Below are 21,288 nucleotides of genomic sequence, written 5' to 3' on the forward strand. Positions count from 1 at the left end.
CAGGGGCGTACGGACGGCCTGGCCCCTCCCGCGCACCGTACGGAGCTGGGCGCGGGAGGGGCGGGCCGACGGCCGAAGGGGACCGGCCGGCGAGGGGGTCGGGTCAGCCGCCGAGGCTGACCGAGTCCTTGCGGGTGGTGGCGGGAGACGCGGCCGGGACCGAGTCCTCCAGGCCGTCCTTGGCCAGGTCGCGGCCCCGGGTCTCCTTCGCGATCCACACCGTCACCGCGGTGACCAGCGCGGCGAAGCAGAGGTAGAGGGAGATCGGGACGGACGAGCGGTAGTCCCTGAGCAGCTCGACCGCGATCAGCGGGGCGAGCGCTCCGCCGATGATCGAGGCGAGCTGGGAGCCCATCGAGGCGCCGGAGTAGCGGACCTTCGTGTCGAACATCTCGGAGATGAAGGCCGCCTGCGGCCCGTACATCGCCCCGTGCAGCAGCAGGCCGACGGTGACCGAGAGGACGATCACCGGGAACGACCTGGTGTCCAGCAGCGCGAAGAAGCCGAAGGCCCAGACCGCCATGCCGAGGGCGCCGATCAGGGTGACCGGGCGGCGGCCGAGCCGGTCCGAGAGGGCGCCCCACAGCGGGATGGTGACGAAGTGGACCGCCGAGCCGATCAGTACGGCGTTCAGCGCGTCGCTCTTGGACATCTCCAGGTGCACGGTCACGTAGACCAGGAGGAACGCGGTGAGGATGTAGTACGAGATGTTCTCGCCGAAGCGGGTGCCGATGGCGAGGAGCACCTCGCGCCAGCTCTTGCGGAACACCGCGACTACGGGCGCCTGCTCCTTGACGCCCGCGGCCGCCTGCTCCTGCGCCTTCTTCTGCGCCTCCAGGAAGATTGGGGACTCCTCGACGGAGATCCGGATCCACAGGCCGAGCATCACGAGGACGCCGGAGAGCAGGAACGGGATGCGCCAGCCCCAGGCGAGGAAGGCCTCGTCGGACTGGACGGCGGCGAGCAGCGCCAGGACACCGGTGGCGAGCAGATTGCCGCCGGGGGCTCCGGCCTGCGGCCAGGAGGCCCAGAAGCCGCGCCGCTTGTCGCCGCCGTGTTCGGAGACGAGGAGTACGGCGCCGCCCCACTCGCCGCCGAGCGCGAAGCCCTGGACCAGGCGCAGGACGGTCAGCAGGATCGGGGCCCAGACGCCGATGCTGGCGTGGGTGGGCAGCAGGCCCATGGCGAAGGTGGCGCCGCCCATCATGAGCAGGCTGATCACCAGGAGCTTCTTGCGGCCGATCTTGTCACCGTAGTGGCCGAAGACGACGCCGCCGAGCGGACGGGCGGCGAAGCCGACCGCGTAGGTCAGGAAGGCCAGCAGGGTGCCGACGAGCGGGTCGCTGCTGGGGAAGAAGAGCGTGTTGAAGACGAGCGCGGCGGCCGAGCCGTAGAGGAAGAAGTCGTACCACTCGATGGTGGTGCCGACGAGGCTGGCCGCGACGATCCGGCCGATGCGGCTGTTGCCGGGCGGGGCGGAGCTGGGGGAACCCATGGTGAGTCACCGCGTTTCGTTGGCAGGTCTGTCAGGGACGGGGGTGCGGGTGGTGCGGGTGGTACGCCCGGCTTCGGTGGGGGCCGGAGACGGGTGGGCGCCGGGGACCGGTGGGGGACGGGGAGCAGGGGCGGGGGGTCAGCGGGCGCCCCAGCCTCCGTCGACGGGGAGGGAGGCGCCGGTGATGTACGAGGTGTGGGGGCCGCAGAGCCAGACGCAGACGGCGGCGACCTCCTCGGGTTCGATCAGCCGCTTGATGGCGGACCGGTCCAGCAGGACGTCGGCGACGACCTCGTCCCGGGGGATGCCGTGCGCGGCGGCCTGGGCGGCGATCTGGCCCTCGACCAGGGGTGTCCGTACGTAACCGGGGTTGACGCAGTTGCTCGTCACCCCGTGCGGGGCGCCCTCCAGGGCGGCCACCTTGCTCAGCCCCTCCAGGCCGTGCTTGGCGGCGACGTACGCGGACTTGAAGGGGCTGGCCCGCAGGCCGTGCATGCTGGACACGTTGACCAGCCGGCCCCACCCCCCGGCGTACATGTGCGGGAGGCACTGCCGCATCAGGAGGAACGGGGCGGTCAGCATCACCTTCTGGATCAGCTCGAACCGGTCGGCCGGGAAGTCCTCGATGGGCGCCACGTGCTGGAGCCCGGCGTTGTTGACCAGGATGTCCACGGCCCTCGGCAGCGCCCCGATCGCCTCCGCGTCGGCGAGGTCCACGACATGGGCCACCCCGCCGGTCGCGGCGGCGACGGCCTTGGCGGCGTCGGCGTCGCGGTCGGCGACGTGCACGAGGGCCCCGGCCGCGGCGAGCGCCTCGGCGGTGGCCCGTCCGATGCCGCTGCCGCCGCCGGTGACCAGGGCGGTGCGCCCGCTGAGGTCCACGGCTCCGGGGCCCTGCGCCGGGGAACCGGCCGCTGCGTGAAATTGGCTCGTCATGGCCGGAAACGCTAGAGATAACCGGCCGGACATCCCATGGGCCGGATCGCTACAGTGCGGGCGGCCGGTATGGCGGCCACCCCCACTGTTCAGCCGCTCAGCGGGCAGTATGTGAGCAGCTTCTCGGGGTCCGCCCCTGCCGGCAGCTTCAGCGTGCGGCTCGACGGGGGCCGTACGCCGTGGTCCAGCCACCGTTCCAGTGCTGTGGCCGCCGAGCGGTGGCAGGGCACCAGGGGGCGCACCCGGCCGGGGAAGGCGTCGGCGAGCGAGTCGACATGGGTGCCGGCCTCGACGCGGTAGTAGCGGTGGAGGTGGCCCCGGCCCTCCCGCCGCACCAGCTGCGCGTAGACGTCCGAGCTGCGGGAGATCGGCAGAAGCACGTCGTAGGTGCCGTGGAAGCTGATCAGCGGCTTGCCGATCCGGCCGGTCAGGGCGATCTTCGCGACGGCCTTCCTGACCTCCGCCGGCCGCTCGGCGTAGACGTAGTCGGCGTCGCAGTCCGGTGTTCCGGGGGCGCAGAACGGTGTCCCCGCCTCCGTCGCCCCGTCGAATCCCGGGTCCAGCTCCTCCCGGTAGATCCGCTGGGTCAGGTCCCAGTAGTGCTGGTGGTGGAAGGGCCAGAGGAACTCCGAACCGGCCGGATAGCCCGCTGCCTTCATCGCCCGGTGGGCCTGCCCGGCGCCCGCGCCGCCGGCCGCGTACACCGGATAGTGGCGCAGGGCGGGTGGCAGGAAGGTGAGGAGGTTCGGTCCCCCGGCGCGCCAGAGGGTGCCTTCCCAGTCCACGCCGCCGTCGTACAGCTCGGGGTGGTTCTCCAACTGCCAGCGCACCAGGTAGCCGCCGTTGGACAGGCCCATCGCCAGGGTGCGGGAGGGCGGGCGGTGGTAGCGGCGGGCGACGACCTGGCGGGCGGCCCTGGTGAGTTGGGTGACCCGGTGGTTGCCCTCGGCCAGCGCGTCGCCGGGGGCCTCGCCGTCGCGGTGGAAGGCGGCGCCGGTCGCGCCCTTGTCGGTGGCGGCGAACGCGTAGCCGTTGGCGACCGCCCAGTCCCCGAAGGCCCGGTCGTTGGCGTACTGCTCGCGCACGCCCGGCGCGCCGGAGACGACCAGGCCGCCGTTCCAGCGGTCGGGGAGGCGGATGACGAACTGGGAGTCGTGGTTCCAGCCGTGGTTGGTGTTGGTGGTGGAGGAGTCGGGGAAGTAGCCGTCGATCTGGACGCCGGGGACACCGCGCGGGGTGGCGAGGCCTTCCGGGGTGAGGCCCGCCCAGTCGGCGGGGTCGGTGTGGCCCGAGGCAACCGTTCCGGCGGTGGTCAACTCGGCCAGGCAGGACGCCCGTTGGTGGGCGGCTCCCGGGACCTTGACCGTGTCGGTACGGGAGCAGGAGGCGGGACGGGCGGTGTCCGGGGGCAGGGGGGCGGCGGCGGACGGGGCGGCCGTCCAGGCGGTCAGCGCGGCTGCGGCGAAGGCCGCGGGGCGGAGCCATCGGCGGTGGCGGTGGTGGTGTCCTCGGGGGGCGCGTGGCATCGGGGAAGTCTCCTTCACGTCAGGTCAGGTCAGCTCAGGTCATGGACAGGCGCCGGTGGCGATGGTGTAGTGGCCCGCCGGTGACTCCCTGAGGGTGTGGGTCACGAAGGTGTTGTAGAGGCCGAGGTTCTGGCCGGAGCCCTTCGCGTACGCGTAGCCGCCGGTGGTGGTGGCGCGGCCCGCGCGTACGTGCTCGTAGTTGCTCGCGGTCCAGCAGGCGGCGGGCTCGGTGGGCGGGTCCACGGGAGGCTCGGTGGTGGTGCCCGCGAGCCCGAAGAAGCGGGTGATCCAGTAGCTGGAGCAGATCGAGGCGATGAAGTGCTGGGTGCCGGTGGCGCCGCACTGTTCGGGGCCGCTGCCAGGGGCGACCGGGGTGCCGTGGCCGATGCCCGGCACCTTGTCGACCTCGACGGCCGCCTGTCCGGCAGTCGGCCCGTACTCGCTCCTGCGGGTGTTGTCGGGGCCGAGCGTGGAGGTGCGGGAGGGGGTCTGGCCGAGGCCGTGGACCGCCGTCCACTGGTCCCGCAGCTCGTCGGCGTTCCTCGGGGCGACGGTCGCGTCGTTGTCCCCGTGCCAGATGGCGACCCTCGGCCAGGGGCCGGCGAACCCGGGGTGCGCGTCGCGTACGGCCTGCGCCCAGGCGGCCGGCGTGCGGTCGGCGCCGGGGCTCATGCAGCTGAACGCGGAGACCACGTCGACCCCGCAGCCGTACGGGATTCCGGCGACCACCGCGCCCGCGGCGAACACCTCCGGGTAGGCCGCGAGCATCACCGAGGTCATCGCCCCGCCCGCCGAGAGGCCCGTGACGTGGGCCTTGGCCGGGTCGGTGCCGTACACGGTGGTGGCGTGGGCGACCATCTGCCGGATCGAGGCGGCCTCGCCCTGGCCTCGCCGGTTGTCGCCCGGCTGGAACCAGTTGAAGCACTTGCTGGCGTTGTTGGCGGTGGTGGTCTCGGCGTAGACGACCAGGAAGCCGTGCCGGTCGGCGAAGGTGTCGAGCCCGGAGTTGTCGGCGTAGATCTGCGCGCTCTGGGTGCAGCCGTGCAGGGCGACGACGACGGGGGCGTTGGCGGGGAGGGCGGCGGGGCGGTGGACGTACATGGTGAGGGCGCCGGGGTTGGCGCCGAAGCTGGTGACGCGTTCCAGGGCGGCGGCGGCCCTCGGGGCGGCGGCCGGCGCGACAGTTGCCGCCCGCGCCTCGGCCGCCGGGGGGACGAGCGCCGCTCCGGTGGCGAGCGTGACGGCGGCGGCGAGCGCGGCGACGGTGCGGCTCCAGCGCCCGCCGCGTCGTGGCCTGCCTGGTGATGGTGCCGGGTGCGATGGCGTGACGTACGGCAAGGTGACCTCCCGTGGGCGGCGGCACGGGATCGCCCGTGATCCCGTGGCTCCGGAGGCGCTGTCCCGCAGAGCCTCCGAGGTCCGTCACCGTAGGAAGCGCGCGGTGGGCCGGGGAATGGCGGTGCCCGCCACAACCCGGCCCGGAACGGGGTGCCGCCACCCGTTGTGGGAGCACGCGCCCCGCTGCTACGCGCGCAGCGGTTCGAGGGCCGTCCCCACGGTCAGCTCCGCACCCGTGGCGGCCCGGACCTCGTCCACCGTCACGCCGTCCGCCAGTTCCCGCAGCAGGAACCCCTCGGCGGTGATGTCCAGCACCGCGAGATCCGTGATGACCTGGTGCACCACGCCCCGTCCGGTGAGCGGCAGCGTGCACTCCCCCAGCAGCTTCGGCGAACCGTCCCGCGCGGTGTGCTCCATCACCACGATGACGTGCCCGGCCCCGTGGACGAGGTCCATGGCCCCGCCCATCCCCTTGACCACCTTGCCCGGGATCACCCAGTTCGCGAGGTCCCCGGAGGCGGAGACCTGCATGGCCCCCAGCACCGCCACGTCGATGTGGCCTCCTCTGATCATCGCGAAGGAGAGCGCGGAGTCGACGCAGGAGCCGCCGGGCAGCAGGGTCACCGTCTCCTTGCCCGCGTTGACGAGATCGGGCAGGACCTCGCTCTCCTCGGGGTACGGGCCGACGCCCAGCAGGCCGTTCTCCGACTGGATCACCACCTCCACGCCCTCGGGCAGGAAGTTCGGGATCAGGGTCGGCAGGCCGATGCCGAGGTTGACGTAACTGCCGTCGGCCAGCTCCCGGGCGGCGCGGGCCGCCATCTGTTCCCGGGTCAGTGCCATGTCAGGCCTCCACGCGTACGGTGCGGCGCTCCACGCGCTTCTCCGCGCGCGGGTCGCCGGGCTTCACGGGGACGACCCGCTGGACGAAGATCCCGGGCAGATGGATGTCGTCGGGGGCGAGTTCGCCGGGCTCGACGAGCTCCTCGACCTCCGCGATCGTGACGCGTCCGGCCATGGCGGCCAGGGGGTTGAAGTTGCGGGCGGAGGAGTGGAAGCGGAGGTTGCCGTGCCGGTCGCCGACGGCCGCGCGGACCAGGGCGAAGTCGGTGGTGATGCCCTCCTCCAGGAGGTGGTCCCGGCCGTCGAAGACCCGTGTCTCCTTGGGCGGTGAGGCGACGGTGACCGAGCCGTCGGTGCCGTACCGCCAGGGCAGTCCGCCCTCCTCGATCCAGGTGCCCGCACCGGCCGGGGTGTAGAACGCGGGGATGCCCGAGCCGCCGGCCCGCAGCCGTTCCGCCAGGGTGCCCTGGGGGACCAGCTCCACCTCCAGCTCACCGTGGAGGTACTGCCGGGCGAACTCCTTGTTCTCGCCCACGTACGAGCTGGTCATCCGGGAGATCAGCCCCGCTCGCAGCAGGAGGCCGAGGCCCCAGTCGTCCACCCCGCAGTTGTTCGACACCACCCGAAGTCCGCCCGCGCCCCGGTCCAGCAGGGCGTGGATCAGCACGCCGGGGATGCCGCAGAGACCGAATCCACCCACCGCCAGCGACGCCCCGGCCGCCACGTCCGCGATCGCGTCCGCCGGGTCGGCGACCACCTTGTCCACACTCATACGTCAGCCCTCTCGCCGCATCGACTGCGCACGAGACTAGGAACGGGGGACGGTGTACGGCGATGGCGTCCGCCCACACATCGCCGCCGGTCCGGGTGGTCGCGGGCCACGCAGGGGCAGGCCCTGTTTCCGCCCGCCGACGCCCTGTTTCGCCCCGCGCCGCGGCCGGCGCCCTACTTCCGCCCGCGCCCTCGCTCCTTCGCGAGCCACGGCCCGAACTCGCTCGGTACGGACCGGCATCAGCGATGCTCTCCGTCCAGCTCATCCTGCCGGCGGGCCGGGCCGAGGGCCGTCCGATCGCACTCGGAGAGGTCGAGCTTCTTCCAGCGCACCTGACCGTCGGGCCCGGTGCGACGCACCGGGCCCGACGATTGTTTTCAGTCCCAGAAGTCCCCCAACTGCTCACAAATGCCCAGCAGTTCTGACCGATGAAGCAATTTCGGTCACATATGACTTCCCTCCACGCCTCCACAGGGGGTTGACTGTGCCTCACGCATGGTGACGCGATCGGCCTCGCCGACTCGCCGACCCAGCTCCCGTGCCCCGGCCCCGGCGGAGGAGAGAGGACAGCGATGACCGGCTCACCTCGTACGGTCACCCCTTGGCCAGGACGTACGGACGCCCGGCGGACGCCCTCCGGCCGGTGCGCTTCCAGGCGCGATCACCGGGAATGCGCGGTGCGCATCGCCCATCCGTACTCATTCGACGAGGGGCATCAATGAGCCAGATAACGTTACCGGCGTTTCACATGCCGTTCGCCAGCGCTGGGCGCAATCCGGGTCTGGAGAAAACCAGGGAGGCCGCCTGGGAATGGGCGGAAGCGGAGGGACTGATTCTCTCCGTTCCGGCCCGCAGGAAGATGATCCGTACCCGGCCGGAACTCTGGATATCCCTCATTTTCCCGAAGGCGTCGCAGCACCATCTGGACCTCTTCTGCCAATGGCTGTTCTGGGCCTTCCTGGTGGACGACGAGTTCGACGACGGCCCGGCCGGCCGTGACCCCCTGATGTGCGAGGCCGCGATCACCCGGCTGGTGGACGTGTTCGACGGGGCCGCGCCGCGCGGGCCGATGGAGCAGGCGCTCGCCGGGCTCCGCGAGCGGACCTGCCGCGACCGGTCCACGCAGTGGAACCGGCAGTTCCGGCGGGATACGGCGGCCTGGCTCTGGACGTACTACGCCGAGGCGGTCGAGCGGGCGGCCGGGCAGGTGCCGAGCCGGTCGGACTTCGTCAAGCACCGCCGGGACTCGGTGGCCATGCAGCCGTTCCTGGACCTGCATGAGATCACCGCTGGAATCGATCTGCCGGATTCCGCCCGGAGCCTGCCCGCGTACATCGCTCTGCGGAACGCGGTGACCGATCATTCGGGGCTCTGCAACGACATCTGCTCGTTCGAGAAAGAAGCCGCGCTCGGCTACGAGCACAATGCGGTACGGCTCATCCAGCGCGATCGTGGCTCCACGCTCCAGGAAGCCGTCGACGAGGCCGGAATTCAACTGGCACGTATTGCCGAGCGCGTGGTGCGGGCGGAAAAGGAGCTGATCGAGCAAATCGACGCGGCGGGAATCAGCGGCTCGACCCGGGTCGCCCTCGAACGCTGCGTACAGGACTACCGGGGGCTCGTACGGGGCGACTTCGACTATCACGCCCGCGCCGAGCGCTACACCCGCCCGGACCTGGTGGAGTTGGACGCACGGAACTCGATGTCCCAGCACTTCGCCGCCTGAGAGCACCCCGCCGGACGTGCGCGAGGCCAGGGCCTGGAGGGCGGAAGCGTTCCAGGCCCTGGGGTCCGGTCCCTCGTCCCGCAAGAGGCCGATCGGATCACATCGCGACCGATCGGGAAAGAAACAGGCCCGGTCGGAAGCGATCGCATGGAAGACTGTCCCGCGCAAGCATGTCCCGGGCCGCCCCACCGGCCGGGCCGACCACTTCGTCGTGCCCCCGGTCAGCGACTGACCGGTCGGAATGTCATGTCTTCCACCACAGTCCCCGGGGAAATCACACGTGAGATCACAGCGAAGAATATGGACCACGGCTGCCGTCGCGACCGCGGCCGTGACGGGCGTCCTGGTGTTCCAGGGCGTCACGGGCGGCTCCTCCCCCGCCGGTGAGGCGGACGCCAAGTCCGCTCCCGCGGAGGCGGATGTCTACCGGACCCCGCTCAAGACCTCCGAGGACGGCGCCTCCGCCTCTCTCCCCAAGCGCTCCACCGAGCGGTTCAGCCTGCTCGGCGTGACGTGGACCGACCCCGCCGCCAAGGTGACCGGCCGGGTCGAGGCCCGTACCCGCTCCGCCGCCACCGGCGAGTGGACCGGCTGGCTGCCTCTGGACACCGAGATCGACGGGCGCACCGAGGCCGGCCGGGCCGGCGTCCGGGGCACCACCGAACCGCGCTGGGTCGGCCCGTCCAACGGCGTCGAGGTCCGGATCAGCGCCGCCGACGGCGTCAAGGCCGGGCTCCCCGCAGGGCTGCGGCTGGACACCGTGGACCCGGGCGGCAACACCACCCCGCTCGCCGCCGAACCGGCCGCGTTCGCCGCCGAGCCCGCCGCGTTCGCCGCCGAGGAGACGCCGACCGAGGAACCGACGCCGTCCGACGAGCCCTCCTCCGAGGAACCGTCGGAGGAGCCTTCCCCGGAGCCGCCCGCCCCCACCGCGACGACCGCGTCCCCGACGCCGCCGGCCCCGAGCCCCACCCCGTCCCGGAGCGCGACTCCGAGTCCGCCCCCCACCACCGCGTCGCCCACGCCGAGCGTCACGCCGACGCCCACCGCCACCACGACCCCGACGCTGCCGCCCGCCCCGCCTTCCACGGCCCCGCAGCCGACGATCGTCTCGCGGGTCGCGTGGAAGGCCGACGAGTCGCTCAACAGCGAGTCGCCGGACTATCTGGAGAAGGTCAAGGCGGTCTTCGTCCACCACACCGCGCAGACCAACTCCTACTCCTGCGCCGACTCCGCGGCCATCGTGCGCGGGCTGCACACGTACCACGTGAAGTCGAACGGCTGGAAGGACCTCGGCTACAACTTCGTGGTCGACAAGTGCGGCACGATCTTCGAGGGTCGCAAGGGCGGTGTGGACCGGGCCGTGATGGGCGCGCACACCTACGGCTTCAACCGGGACACCACCGGGATCGCCGTGATCGGCATGCACACCGACACCACGGCCGCGAGCGCCGCGACCACCGCGGTCGCCCGGGTCGCCGCCTGGAAGCTCGGCCAGTACCAGGGCAACCCGGCGGGCACCGTCCAGCTGACCGCCGGGGCCGCGGGCGGCAACTTCTTCGGGGCGAAGTTCGCCGCCGGGGTGGCCTACCCCTTCCAGCAGATCTCCGGGCACCGGGACGGGTTCAACACCCAGTGCCCCGGTGGAAGCCTCTACGGCCAGCTCCCCACCATCCGCTCGCAGGCCGCCGCCCTGGTCACCGACGAGGTCACCGGCCTCGCCATCACCTCGGTGACCGGAGCGAGCGCCTCCGGCTCCACGTACTACACCAAGTCGGACATCACCGTGGGCTGGAAGGCGGCCACGCCCGCCGCCTTCGTCAAGAGTTACGAGCTGCTCGTCGGCGGCAAGCCGGTGGCCACCGTCACGGGCAACGACACCAAGGCCGCGGCCACCCTCGCGGTCGGCAGGCACTCCGTGCAGGTGCGGGCCACCCACCAGTCGGGCAAGGTCACCACGTCGGCGGCCGCGACGGTCGTCGCCGACCGCACGGCCCCCGTCTTCACCACCAAGCCGGCCCTCACCCTGCGCGCCGGCACGGTGAACACGGGCGCCGTCCCGCTCACCCTGAAGTGGAAGGCCACCGACGCCACCGCCCTCAAGGAGGTCCGGCTCACCGCGCCCGTCGCCAAGACGTACGGCCCGACGACCGGCAGCGCCTCGCACACCGCGAAGTCCGGCGTGGCGACCGCCTGGAAGATGGCGGCGTACGACCGCGCGGGCAACACGGCCGCCACCTCGGTCTCCGGGACCCCGGTGATCCTCCAGGAGACCTCAGCCACGAAGACCGGGAAGTGGACGGCGAAGTCGTCCTCCAGCTACCTGGGCGGCAAGTCCCTGACCAGCAGCGCCAAGGGCGCTAGCCTGACCTGGACGTTCACCGGCCGGTCAGCCGCCTGGGTGGTGTCGCGAGCCGCCACTTCGGGCCAGGCCTACGTCTACGTCGACGGCACGAAGGTCGCCACGGTGGACCTGAAGTCCTCCACCACCAAGTACCGGGACGCGATCTGGACGCGGTCCTGGTCGACCAGTGCGAAGCACACGGTCAAGATCGTGGTGGTCGGTACGTCGGGCCGCCCGACCCTCACCACGGACGGGCTGGTCTACCTGAAGTAGCCGGGTCCACGTGACGTGGGCCGCTGAGCCACCGCACCGCGAGAGGGGTTGGCACGCACCATGTCCGACATCGTGGAGGCCAGGGCCAGGACCGTGCAGGGCACCGTGCGCGGTGTGGTGGAGCGGGATGTCGCGGTCTTCCGCGGCATCCCGTACGCGGCCGCGCCGGTGGGCGCGCGGAGGTTCCGCGCGCCGGAGCCGCCGGAGCCGTGGGAAGGCGTGCGCGACGCCCTCGCGTTCGGGCCGACGGCACCCAAGCGGCCCTACGCCCCGCCCCTGGACCGGCTGCTCCCGGACCCGGCCGTGCCGGGCGAGGAGTGGCTCAACCTCAATGTGTGGACACCGTCCACCGAGAGGGCCGAGGGGCTTCCCGTACTCGTCTGGATCCACGGCGGTTCGCTGCTGCACGGCTCCTCGGCGGTGCCGGTGTACGACGGGTCCGCGTTCGCCCGGGACGGGGTGGTGCTCGTCTCCGTCAACTACCGCCTGGGCGTCGAGGGCTTCGGCCTCTTCCCGGACGCGCCCGCCAACCGGGGGCTGCTGGACCAGCTGGCGGCCCTGGAGTGGGTGCGGGACAACATCGCGGGGTTCGGCGGCGACCCGGACCGGGTGACGGTGGCCGGGGAGTCTGCGGGAGCGGTGAGCATCGGCGCCCTGCTGGCCACGGACCGGGCGGCGGGGCTGTTCCGGCGGGCGGTGCTCCAGAGCGGGGCGCCCGCCGCCCTCACCCCGGACGCCGCACGCCGGACGACCGAGCTGATCGCCGAGCGGCTCGGCGTCCCCGCCACGGCCGCCGCCCTGGCCGCCGTGGACCCGGAGGCGCTGCTGACCGCGCAGACCGGGGTGACGAGCGGCGGTAACCCGCTGACCGGCCGCAACTCCTTCCAGATCGTGGTGGACGGCGAACTGCTGACCCGGGACCCGGCCGAGGCGCCGCACACGGGCGCGGCGGCCGGGATCGACCTGCTGATGGGGACGAACACCGAGGAGTACCGGCTCTGGTTCGTCCCCGGCGGCCTGACGGAACGGATCAGCAGGCTGAAGCTCCGCCTCGCCCTGCTGAAGTTCAAGGTCCCGAACGCGACCGCCCGCACCTACCGGGCCAACCGCCCCGATGCCACCCCGGGCGAACTCCTGGGCGCCCTCGCGACCGACCTCCTGCTGCGGGTCCCGCTCAACCGGCTGGCGGACGCGCGGGCCGATGCTCCGGGGTCCACGTACGTCTACGAGTTCGGCTGGCCCTCCCCCGTACAGCGGCTCGGTGCCTGTCACGCGCTGGAGCTGGGGTTCGTCTTCGACACGCTCGCCCATCCCGACACGATGGCCCTGACCGGCCCTCACGCCCCGCAGGAGCTGGCCGACGCGATGCACCGGGCGTGGGTGGAGTTCGCGACGACGGGGGACCCGGGCTGGCCGTCCTGGGACGCGTCGCGGCCCGTGCGGTTCTTCGGCCCGGGCGCTCTGGACCTCGTCCTGGCCCCACGCGACGACGAGTTGCGGGGCTGGGAGCCGTACCGGAAGCAGCCCTGAGGCCGCAGGGAGGTCCGGTGCGGGGCCGCGTCCCGGAGCATCCGCCGCCGAGCAGCGCGCGTGCGGCGGCGGGCGACCCGCGCCAGAGCCACCTGGTCCGCAGGACGTACAGCAGGCCCCCGGTCCAATGCGGCCAGGGGCCCGTCGCGGCTCAGGCCTTGTTCTTCGCGGCCCAGAACTCGTCGAAGGTGAGCAGGCCGTCACCGTTGCCGTCGTGGGCGTTGATGATCGCCTGAGCCACCGTCTCGGTGACGAACGGGTCGCCCAGCTGCGCCATCGCGCTCTTGTACTCGTTGGCCGTGATGAGACCGTCGCCGTTCGCGTCGAACTTCTCGAATACCGTCCGCGCCGACTCGATGTCCGCCACTGTTCCCGCCCCTTCGTGGTGCCGAATGTCGGGATCAGATTATCGGGCCGTACGGGTGACGGATGCGGCGGCCGGGGGCGACGGGCCCCTGGTGCACCGGCCCCTGACGTCAGCTCAGCAGCTCCGTGGCCGTCACCGCGCGCAGCCCGCGCCGCTCGATCTCGGTGAGGAGCAGGGGCAGCGCGGCGACGGTGACGGGCCGGGCGAGGCTCAACCCCACCACGGAGCCGTGCCGGAGCTCGCCCGTCACCTTGCGCAGGACGGCCGGTACCCCGGTCGCGGCGTGGTCCAGGGACTCGACGTCGTACGACAGGACGTGCGGGTATCCGGCCCGCCGGGCGAGGTGCTCGACGAGCGGGGTGACATCGGGGCCCGGCGAGGGGCGGAACCAGGTGCCGATGGAGCCGGTGAGCCGGCGCAGCCGCCGGGCACAGGCGGCGATCTCCTCGTAAGCCGCCCGCTCGTCGAGGGCGGCGAGGTCCCGGTGGTTCTGGGTGTGGTTGCCGATCTCGTGGCCGCCGTCGAGGATCCGGCGGGCCATGGAGGGGTTCGCGTCGAGCCAGCTGCCGACGGCGAGGACGGTGACCCGGGCGCCGGCCCGTTCGATCCGGGCGAGCGCGGCGGCGGCGAGGCCGGGGTCGCCGCGGCCCTCGAAGGTGAGGGCGACGCGGGGCCGGCCGCGGGGGCCGTGGGTGATGCGGACGGGCAGGCCGGGGAAGCGGCGCGGGGTTCGCGCGGGGGTGGAGGCGTACGGGGGTGAGGGCGCGGGCGCCCCGCCGGCCGCGGCGGGCGCACTCCCCGGGCTCCTCGCGCAGCCCGCCGCGAAAGCTGCCGCGAGGAGCCCGGCGCCGGTGCCCAGCGCGTCGCGGCGGCGCATCGGCGCCATGCGTCCGTCCATCCCCGGCCACCTCGCGTTCCACGGAGTCCCCGGGACACAGTAGAGGCGGAACAGGCGAAATATGCCGATTGACCGATTACCGGAATGATCTATGAATCATTCATGCCGAACCATAAGAATGCACGGAAAGCCAGGTGAGTGACCGAGCCCACCTGTGATTCAGCTGAAAATGACCGATTGGCCCGATAATCACCCAACATGCTCCTTTGGCACCGAGGTCGCCCGTCTGCCATAGTCGGAGCCACGACCCCCATTGACCCGGGCCGAGGTCGTCGCAAGCGGCCGTGAACCCACCCCACCTTTCACGGCCTCCCACAGAAGCCCCCGCAGCGCCGCACCACGGCCGACCGGGGGCTTCTGTGCGTCCGGCAGGTCTCAGCGGTCGGAGATCCGCATCTCGAACCAGGTGATCTTGCCGCGCGGCAACAGATCCACCCCCCACCGGTCGGAGAGTTTGTCGACGAGGAAGAGCCCGCGCCCGCTGACGTCCATCTCACGCACCGGCATCAGGCACGGCAGACCGCGCGAGGGGTCCCGCACCTCGATCCGGATCCAGCCCCGGCGGCGCACCATCCGTAACCCGAAGACGCGGGCCCCGGTGTGGCGGACCGCGTTGCCGACGAGCTCGGAGACGAGCAGCACCGCGTACTCGGCGGTCTGCGGCGAGAGGGCCCATTGCCGGAGCACCACACAGGAGGTGAGCCGGCGGGCGGTCGCCGCGGACTCCGGCCGCGACGGCAGCCGGACTTCCGCCTCGGTCGGATTTCCGAACAACTCCAGCGCCTTGAACGCCTGTTCGTCATCCATACCCGACGTCCAGCGTGCCGCGGTCGCGCTGCTGCACGGTCGCGGCTGATCCACACCCTCCAGGCCCGCCATGCCCACCATCATGGACGCAGATTTCGCACCCCGGGGCCGTTCCGAGGGAATCCGTCCCCCGGAACGGACCATTCCGCACATGGCAGTTGACATATGCCGGAGGCAGAACGAGGCTCCTCGGAACCTCGTTGAGCTGCGGCGACGCACGGCCCGGGCGGGAATGCCCCGACGGATACGACACCGGGCCTTAAGGATGCCTTAAGGCCCGGATAATCCGCTCGGAGGGATGAACCCGCGGCAGGAGTGCATCCGGAAGCAGCGCTCGGAGAACTCAGAGGAACTTGGCCTTCCCGGGGCCCTCCTCCACGAAGCTGCGCATCCCTCGCTCGCGGTCCTCGGTGGCGAACAGCCCGGCGAACCAGTTGCGCTCCACGGTGAGCCCGGTGTCGATGTCCGTCTCCAGCCCCGCGTCGACCGACTCCTTGGCGGCGCGCAGCGCCAGCGCGGGCCCCTTCGCCAGTTGGGCGGCCCAGGCGTGCGCCTGCTCGTAGACCTCGGCGGCGGGCACCACCCGGTCCACCAGACCGAGCGTCAGGGCCTCCTCCGCCTTGACCATGCGGCCGGTGAAGATGAGGTCCTTGGCGCGGGACGGGCCGATCAGCCGGGCGAGGCGCTGGGTGCCGCCGGCGCCCGGGATCAGCCCGAGCAGGATCTCCGGCTGGCCGAGCTTGGCGTTGTCCGCGGCGATGCGGAAGTCGGCGCAGAGGGCCAGTTCGCAGCCGCCGCCGAGCGCGTACCCGGTGACGGCGGCGACGACGGGCTTGGGGATCCGGGCGACGGCGGTGAAGGAGTCCTGGAGCGCCTTGGACCGCACGACCATCGCCGTGTGGTCCATCGCCTGCATCTCCTTGATGTCCGCCCCGGCCGCGAACACCTTCTCGCCGCCGTAGAGGATCACCGCGCGCACGTCCTCGCGCCGGGTGGCCTCCTCGGCGAGCTCCCGCAGCCGGTCCTGGACCGCCACGTCCAGGGCGTTCATCGGCGGCCGGTCCAGCCGGATGGTCCCGACGTTGTCGCGTACTTCGAGAGTCACAGTCATGCAGGCAGGTTAACCACTGCTAACGCGGGCGGGCCCGGTGCCGTTGGTCACAGCACCGGGCCCGCCGGGGTACAGCCGGGAAGTCGTGGGAGGAAGCCCGCCCTACTTCTTCCACTCCTCCCAGTCCATGTTCCAGCCGTTGAGGCCGTTGTCCGGCTGGATCTGCTTGTCCTTGGAGTTCTTCACGATGACCACGTCACCGATGATCGACCTGTTGTAGAACCAGGCCGCCGGGGTCTGGCTGTCGTAGCCGCCGCGCACATCGCGCAGACCGACACAGCCGTGGCTGGTGTTGGTGGAGCCGAAGATCGAGGACGCGCCCCAGTAGTTGCCGTGCAGGAAGGTCCCCGAGGTGGAGAGCCGCATGGCGTGCGGCACGTCCTTGATGTCGTACTCGCCGCCGAAGCCGACGGTGTCACCGTTCATCCGGGTCACCTTGAGCTTCTCGCTGATGACCATCTGACCGTTGTACGTGGTCGTCGCCGGGGCGCCCGCGGAGATCGGGATGTCCTTGATCTGCTTGCCGTCGCGGACGACCTTCATCCGCTTGGTGCTCGCGTCGACGGTCGAGACCTGGCTGCGGCCGATGGTGAACTTCACCGTCTTCGCCTGCTTGCCGTAGACCCCCGGCCGTCCCTCCACGCCGTCCAGGTGGAGCTCCACGGTCACCTTGGTGCCCGGCGCCCAGTACTTCTCCGGGCGGAAGTCGAGGCGGTCGTTGCCGAACCAGTGGCCCTCGATCTCGACGGCCGGCTCGGCGGTGACCTTGATGGCCTTCTCCACCGCGGCGGGCTCGGTGATGCCCCGGGTGAAGTTGATCGAGACCGGCATGCCGACCCCGACGGTGGAGCCGTCCTCCGGCGTGTAGTGCCCGATGAAGGTGTTCTCCGGCACCAGCGTGGTGAAGGTGGTGTCCTTCGCCGACTCACGGCCCTTGGCGTCCTCGGCGACCGCGTGCACCGCGTACTTGGTGGCGGCGGCGAGGTGCCGCTCCGGCACCCAGCTCGCGCCGTCGGCCGCGATCTCGCCCGCGACCGCGTTGCCCTTGGGGTCGGCGACCTTGACCGTGGTCAGCTTGCCCTGCGTGGCGGTGATCTTCAGCGCGCCGCTGGTCGCCACCGACTCGGCGCCGTCCTCGGGCGCGATCGTCACCACCGCCTGCGAGGCCGTGGTGTCCTCCGCCTTGGGGCCGCTCCCGCCGCCCTTGCTTCCCGCTTCCGCGTCCCCGCCGCACGCCGTCACCAGCAACAGCATGGCGCCCAGGGCCAGGGCCCAAGGCCCCGACCCGCCGCGCCGCTTCCTGCCCGCCCCGGCCGATGCCCCCGATATCGGCTTCACGTTCACTGTGGTCGTCTCCCCTCGCTGGGCCTGGCACTGCCATGGCCCGCATCCCCCGCGCGCTGCTCATACGCGCTCCATCGCAAGACAATCACACCGTGGGCGGGGTGGATCCCCTCCGGAATGTCACTGTTCCGTCCCAAGTGGCGGGGAGAGCCGTGCAGGTGGGGCGGGGTGCGGGGCGCCCCCGGGACAGGGGCGCCCCGCACCCGGGGGTCAGCGCAGGGCCGGGCCACCGACTCCGGGGGGTCAGCGCAGGGCGGAGCCCGCCTTCCACTTCTTCCAGCCCATGTTCCAGCCGCTGAGCCCGTTGTCCGGCGCGACCTTCTTGTCCTTGGAGTTGACGACCTCCACCACGTCCCCGATCAGGGTCCGGTCGAAGAACCAACCGCCCGGCGTGGTGGCGCTGCCACCCTTCGCGTCGCGCAGCCCGATGCAGCCGTGGCTGACGTTCTCCTCGCCGAAGACCTCCTCGTCGGCCCAGTAGTTGCCGTGCAGAAAGGTGCCGGAGGTGGTGAGCCGGATGGCGTGCGGGACGTCCTTGATGTCGTACTCGCCCTTGCCCTTCTTGTCCGTGAAGCCGACGGTGGCGCCGTTCATCCGGGTCACCTCGTGCATCTCGGAGACGACCATCTTCCCGTTGTACGTGGTCGTCTTCGGGGCCCCCGCGGTGATCGGGACCGTGCTGACCAGCTCCCCGTCCCGGCGCACCTCCATGGTCTTGGCCTCCGCGTCCACCAGGGAGACCTGGGAGCGCCCGACGGTGAAGGTGACCGTCTTGTCCTGGCTGCCGTAGACCTCCGGCGCGCCCTCCACGTCCCGCAGCCCGATGTCCACGGTGACCTCGGTGCCCGGCTTCCAGTACGTACGGGGGCGGAAGTCGAGGCGGTCCTTGCCGAACCAGTGGCCGACGACCTCCACCGCCGGTTTCGCCGTCACCCGGATGGCCTTCTGCACGGACGCCCGGTCGGCGATGGGCCGGTTGAAGGAGAAGGAGACGATCATGCCCGTGCCCACGGTGGACCGGTTCTCCGGCTTGAAGTAGCCGATGAAGCGGTGCTCGGGGACGAGCGTGGTGAACGTGGCGTGGCGGGCCGAGCGCTGTCCGGACGCGTCCACGGCCACGGCGTCGACGCTGTACTTCGCGGCCAGAACGAGCCGGGCCGCGCCGGGCTCCGGGTTCCAGGAGAGGCCGTCCCCGGCGATCCGGCCGGCCACGGTCTGCTGCTGGGCGTCCTCGATCCGCATCACCTTGACGCTCTCCAGCCGGCCGTCGGGGATCTTGACCCGGATCGGGGTCTCCGCGTCGACCTCCTTCGCCCCGTCCTCCGGAAAGATGCTGATCACATCGGCGGGAGAGCCTGGTTTGCCGTTGAGCAGGGCCTCTCTCGTATCGGTGCATCCGGTCAGCAGGACCAGCATGGTGAGCAGTCCTGCGCATGTCAGCACGGCGGTCGAGCCCGCCCGTGCGCTCTTCGCTGCGTGGTTCACGCTCCCCCAACGACCAGGGCCGGTCGGGGGAAACGTGAGTGTGGGGCCCGCGGTGGGCAGAACAGGGGGAAGGACTACCAGGAGAGGGCCGCGGCCGGGACGTCGCGCGCCCCCTTTCCGGTGCCCGTCCTCATGAGCCGCGGGAGGCGACACGGTGTCGAGCGCAGCCGAGCAGGAGGCAGTACAGGAACCGGCCGGGACGGCGGTGAGGCCCGGGGAACCACCGGGCCGGCCCGCAGCACCCGGCACCGTACGTACGGACGACCCGAACGGCCTACGGGTGGAGGCCGCGCAAGCCGTCCGCGTGGAAGTCGCGGAGGCCGTACGCGCCGAGCCCCGCGCCCCCGTCGTGTGGCCCGGGGCGCCCATGCCGCTCGGGGCCCGATTCCGGGTCGGTCCGGACGGGGTGGCGGGCACCAACTTCGCGCTCTGGGCGGGTGGGGCCGAGGCGGTCGAGCTGTGCCTCTTCGACGAGCACGGCAACGAGACCCGCTGCCCGCTGACCGAGCTGACCCACGAGATCTGGCACGGCTTTCTGCCAGGCGTCCGGGCCGGTCAGCGCTACGGCTACCGGGTGCACGGCCGCTGGGACCCGTGGACCGGCGCCCGCTGGAACGCGGCCAAGCTGCTGCTCGACCCGTACGCCCGTGCCGTCGACGGCACCTTCACCCTGCCGCCGGAGGTCTACGGGCACGTCCGCGACTGGCCCCAGCAGCATGTCGCCGACACCGTGCGCGACGACCGGGACTCGGCGCCCCACGTCCCCAAGGGGGTGGTCGTCCACGATGACGACGACTGGGTGGAGGACCGCCGCCCCAAGACACCGTGGGCCGACTCGGTCATCTACGAACTCCACGTACGCGGCTTCACCAAACTCCACCCGGACATCCCGCCCGAGCTGCGCGGCACGTACGCCGGGCTCGCGCACCCGGCCGCGATCGACCATCTGACCCGGTTGGGGGTGACGGCGGTGGAGCTGCTGCCGGTCCACCAGTTCGCCCACGAGGACCATCTGCTGAGGCGCGGGCTGCACAACTACTGGGGCTACAACTCCATCGGCTACTTCGCCCCGCACGCCGACTACTCCGCCTCCGGTTCGGCGGGCGGCCAGGTCGGCGAGTTCAAGCGGATGGTGCACGCCCTGCACAGTGCCGGGATCGAGGTCATCCTCGACGTCGTCTACAACCACACCGCCGAGGCCGGTGAGCTCGGCCCGATGCTCTCCCTGCGCGGCATCGACAACCGGGGCTACTACCGCCTCCAGAACGACCCCCGCCGCTACGCCGACTACACCGGCTGCGGCAACACCCTGCACGTCGTCCAGCCCCAGGTGCTGCGGCTCATCACCGACTCGCTGCGCTACTGGGTCACCGAGATGGGCGTCGACGGCTTCCGCTTCGACCTGGCGGCGGCGCTGGCCCGCTCGATGCACGACGTCGACATGCTCTCCCCGTTCCTCGCGGTCATCGCCCAGGACCCGGTGCTGCGCCGGGTCAAGCTGATCGCCGAGCCGTGGGACGTCGGCAACGGCGGCTACCAGGTCGGCGCCTTCCCTCCCCTGTGGACCGAGTGGAACGACCGCTACCGCGATGCCGTACGGGACTTCTGGCGCGGCGCGCTCCCCGACGTACGGGACCTCGGCTACCGGCTGACCGGCTCCAGCGACCTGTACGCCTGGGGCGGCCGCCGCCCGTACGCCTCGGTCAACTTCGTCACCGCCCACGACGGGTTCACCCTGCGCGACCTCGTCAGTTACGAGCACAAGCACAACGACGCGAACGGGGAAGGCAACCGGGACGGGACGAGCGACAACCGGGCGTGGAACTGCGGGGCCGAGGGCGAGACCACTGACCCGGGGATCAACGCGCTGCGCCGCCGCCAGCTCCGCAACCTGCTCACCACGCTGCTGCTCTCCACCGGGGTGCCGATGCTGGTGGCGGGCGACGAGATGGGCCGTACGCAGGGCGGCAACAACAACGCCTACTGCCAGGACAACGAGATCGGCTGGCTGGACTGGTCGCTCCTCGATCAGCCCGAGTGGCGGGAGCTGACCGAGCTGACGGCCCGGGTGCTCAAGCTGCGCCAGACCCATCCGGTGCTGCGCCGCCGCGCGTTCTTCTCCGGCCGGGCCCAGGCGCCGGACGGGCTGCGGGATCTGGCGTGGTTCACCCGGGACGGCCGGGAGATGACGGAGGGCGACTGGTACGCGCCCGCCGCCACGCTCGGGCTCTACCTCTCGGGCCGGGACATCCCGGGGCGGGACGCGCGGGGCGAGCCGGTCACCGACGACAGCTTCCTGGCGGTGCTGCACGCGGACGCGGAACCGGTCGCCTTCGAGCTGCCGGGAGCGCCGTGGGCGGCGGCGTACGAACTGGTCCTGGACACCTCCCGGGAGGACCAGGCCGAACCGCCGGGCACGATCCTCGAAGGCGGTACGGAGATGACGGTCCCGGCCCGTTCGGTGCTGCTGCTGCGGGTGACGGCCTGAGGAGC

At 71.8% G+C, this 21,288-nt stretch carries 16 protein-coding genes; 4 read left to right on the forward strand and 12 right to left on the reverse strand.

What is annotated here, in order from left to right:
* Nucleotides 1–103 precede the first annotated feature (103 nt).
* The 6 genes from AMK21_RS15220 to AMK21_RS15245 all read right to left on the reverse strand — a co-directional run bounded on the left by AMK21_RS15220 (nt 104) and on the right by AMK21_RS15245 (nt 6,910).
* Nucleotides 104–1,495 carry an MFS transporter gene (locus tag AMK21_RS15220; RefSeq protein ID WP_073878153.1) on the reverse strand — a complete coding sequence of 464 codons (1,392 nt, stop codon included), beginning with the start codon at nt 1,493–1,495 and terminating at the stop codon, nt 104–106.
* 138 nt (nt 1,496–1,633) lie between these two features.
* Nucleotides 1,634–2,431 carry a 3-hydroxybutyrate dehydrogenase gene (locus AMK21_RS15225; RefSeq protein WP_073878155.1) on the reverse strand — a complete coding sequence of 266 codons (798 nt, stop codon included), beginning with the start codon at nt 2,429–2,431 and terminating at the stop codon, nt 1,634–1,636.
* An 89-nt stretch (nt 2,432–2,520) separates the two neighbouring features.
* Entirely contained in the window at nt 2,521–3,957 is a 1,437-nt protein-coding gene (locus AMK21_RS15230) for a 3-hydroxybutyrate oligomer hydrolase family protein (RefSeq protein WP_073878157.1), read from the reverse strand.
* 39 nt (nt 3,958–3,996) lie between these two features.
* Nucleotides 3,997–5,295, reverse strand: coding sequence for an alpha/beta hydrolase family esterase (locus AMK21_RS15235; protein ID WP_073878159.1), 1,299 nt, complete (start codon nt 5,293–5,295; stop codon nt 3,997–3,999).
* A gap of 186 nt (nt 5,296–5,481) precedes the next feature.
* Nucleotides 5,482–6,138, reverse strand: a complete 657-nt coding sequence (locus AMK21_RS15240; RefSeq protein WP_073878162.1) for a CoA transferase subunit B — start codon at nt 6,136–6,138, stop codon at nt 5,482–5,484.
* 1 nt (nt 6,139) lies between these two features.
* A complete protein-coding gene (locus AMK21_RS15245; RefSeq protein WP_073878164.1) occupies nt 6,140–6,910 on the reverse strand; it encodes a CoA transferase subunit A in 771 nt (256 codons plus the stop codon).
* Nucleotides 6,911–7,511: 601 nt separating this feature from the next.
* On the opposite strand from AMK21_RS15245, the gene AMK21_RS15250 reads away from it, so the two are divergent.
* The 3 genes from AMK21_RS15250 (at nt 7,512) to AMK21_RS15260 (ending at nt 12,783) form a co-directional block, all read left to right on the forward strand.
* Nucleotides 7,512–8,636, forward strand: a complete 1,125-nt coding sequence (locus AMK21_RS15250; RefSeq protein WP_420712510.1) for a terpene synthase family protein — start codon at nt 7,512–7,514, stop codon at nt 8,634–8,636.
* A 280-nt stretch (nt 8,637–8,916) separates the two neighbouring features.
* A complete protein-coding gene (locus AMK21_RS15255) occupies nt 8,917–11,253 on the forward strand; it encodes an N-acetylmuramoyl-L-alanine amidase (RefSeq protein ID WP_073878167.1) in 2,337 nt (778 codons plus the stop codon).
* Between the two features lie 60 nt (nt 11,254–11,313).
* Nucleotides 11,314–12,783 (forward strand): carboxylesterase/lipase family protein, encoded by a 1,470-nt coding sequence (locus AMK21_RS15260; protein ID WP_073878169.1) that lies wholly within the window; start codon nt 11,314–11,316, stop codon nt 12,781–12,783.
* Nucleotides 12,784–12,934: 151 nt separating this feature from the next.
* Here AMK21_RS15260 and AMK21_RS15265 read toward each other — a convergent pair whose 3' ends face one another.
* From AMK21_RS15265 to AMK21_RS15290, 6 genes are all read right to left on the reverse strand, one after another.
* Nucleotides 12,935–13,150 (reverse strand): EF-hand domain-containing protein, encoded by a 216-nt coding sequence (locus tag AMK21_RS15265; protein WP_073878172.1) that lies wholly within the window; start codon nt 13,148–13,150, stop codon nt 12,935–12,937.
* Nucleotides 13,151–13,259: 109 nt separating this feature from the next.
* Complete coding sequence (locus AMK21_RS15270) at nt 13,260–14,048, reverse strand: polysaccharide deacetylase family protein (protein WP_073878174.1); 789 nt, start codon at nt 14,046–14,048, stop codon at nt 13,260–13,262.
* Nucleotides 14,049–14,423: 375 nt separating this feature from the next.
* Nucleotides 14,424–14,939: an ATP-binding protein gene (locus AMK21_RS15275; RefSeq protein WP_073878177.1), complete on the reverse strand. Its 516-nt coding sequence runs from the start codon at nt 14,937–14,939 to the stop codon at nt 14,424–14,426.
* 259 nt (nt 14,940–15,198) lie between these two features.
* Entirely contained in the window at nt 15,199–15,966 is a 768-nt protein-coding gene (locus tag AMK21_RS15280) for an enoyl-CoA hydratase/isomerase family protein (RefSeq protein ID WP_026241053.1), read from the reverse strand.
* A gap of 102 nt (nt 15,967–16,068) precedes the next feature.
* Nucleotides 16,069–17,310 (reverse strand): L,D-transpeptidase, encoded by a 1,242-nt coding sequence (locus AMK21_RS15285; RefSeq protein ID WP_073878179.1) that lies wholly within the window; start codon nt 17,308–17,310, stop codon nt 16,069–16,071.
* Nucleotides 17,311–17,553: 243 nt separating this feature from the next.
* Nucleotides 17,554–18,795, reverse strand: a complete 1,242-nt coding sequence (locus tag AMK21_RS15290; protein ID WP_073878181.1) for a L,D-transpeptidase — start codon at nt 18,793–18,795, stop codon at nt 17,554–17,556.
* Between the two features lie 154 nt (nt 18,796–18,949).
* On the opposite strand from AMK21_RS15290, the gene glgX reads away from it, so the two are divergent.
* On the forward strand, nt 18,950–21,283 hold the full coding sequence (gene glgX / locus AMK21_RS15295; RefSeq protein WP_073878184.1) for a glycogen debranching protein GlgX: 2,334 nt from the start codon (nt 18,950–18,952) through the stop codon (nt 21,281–21,283).
* Nucleotides 21,284–21,288: the final 5 nt, after the last annotated feature.

Origin of the sequence: Streptomyces sp. CB00316, from assembly GCF_001905595.1 — a bacterium.
GTDB lineage: Bacteria > Actinomycetota > Actinomycetes > Streptomycetales > Streptomycetaceae > Streptomyces.

Bases quoted from the DNA above. Each gene is read 5' to 3' on its own strand.
- AMK21_RS15230 (WP_073878157.1), bottom strand. From the start codon at position 3,957: ATGCCACGCGCCCCCCGAGGACACCACCACCGCCACCGCCGATGGCTC.
- AMK21_RS15280 (WP_026241053.1), bottom strand. From the start codon at position 15,966: ATGACTGTGACTCTCGAAGTACGCGACAACGTCGGGACCATCCGGCTG.
- AMK21_RS15225 (WP_073878155.1), bottom strand. From the start codon at position 2,431: ATGACGAGCCAATTTCACGCAGCGGCCGGTTCCCCGGCGCAGGGCCCC.
- AMK21_RS15220 (WP_073878153.1), bottom strand. From the start codon at position 1,495: ATGGGTTCCCCCAGCTCCGCCCCGCCCGGCAACAGCCGCATCGGCCGG.
- AMK21_RS15260 (WP_073878169.1), top strand. From the start codon at position 11,314: ATGTCCGACATCGTGGAGGCCAGGGCCAGGACCGTGCAGGGCACCGTG.
- AMK21_RS15270 (WP_073878174.1), bottom strand. From the start codon at position 14,048: ATGGACGGACGCATGGCGCCGATGCGCCGCCGCGACGCGCTGGGCACC.
- AMK21_RS15240 (WP_073878162.1), bottom strand. From the start codon at position 6,138: ATGGCACTGACCCGGGAACAGATGGCGGCCCGCGCCGCCCGGGAGCTG.
- AMK21_RS15245 (WP_073878164.1), bottom strand. From the start codon at position 6,910: ATGAGTGTGGACAAGGTGGTCGCCGACCCGGCGGACGCGATCGCGGAC.
- AMK21_RS15275 (WP_073878177.1), bottom strand. From the start codon at position 14,939: ATGATGGTGGGCATGGCGGGCCTGGAGGGTGTGGATCAGCCGCGACCG.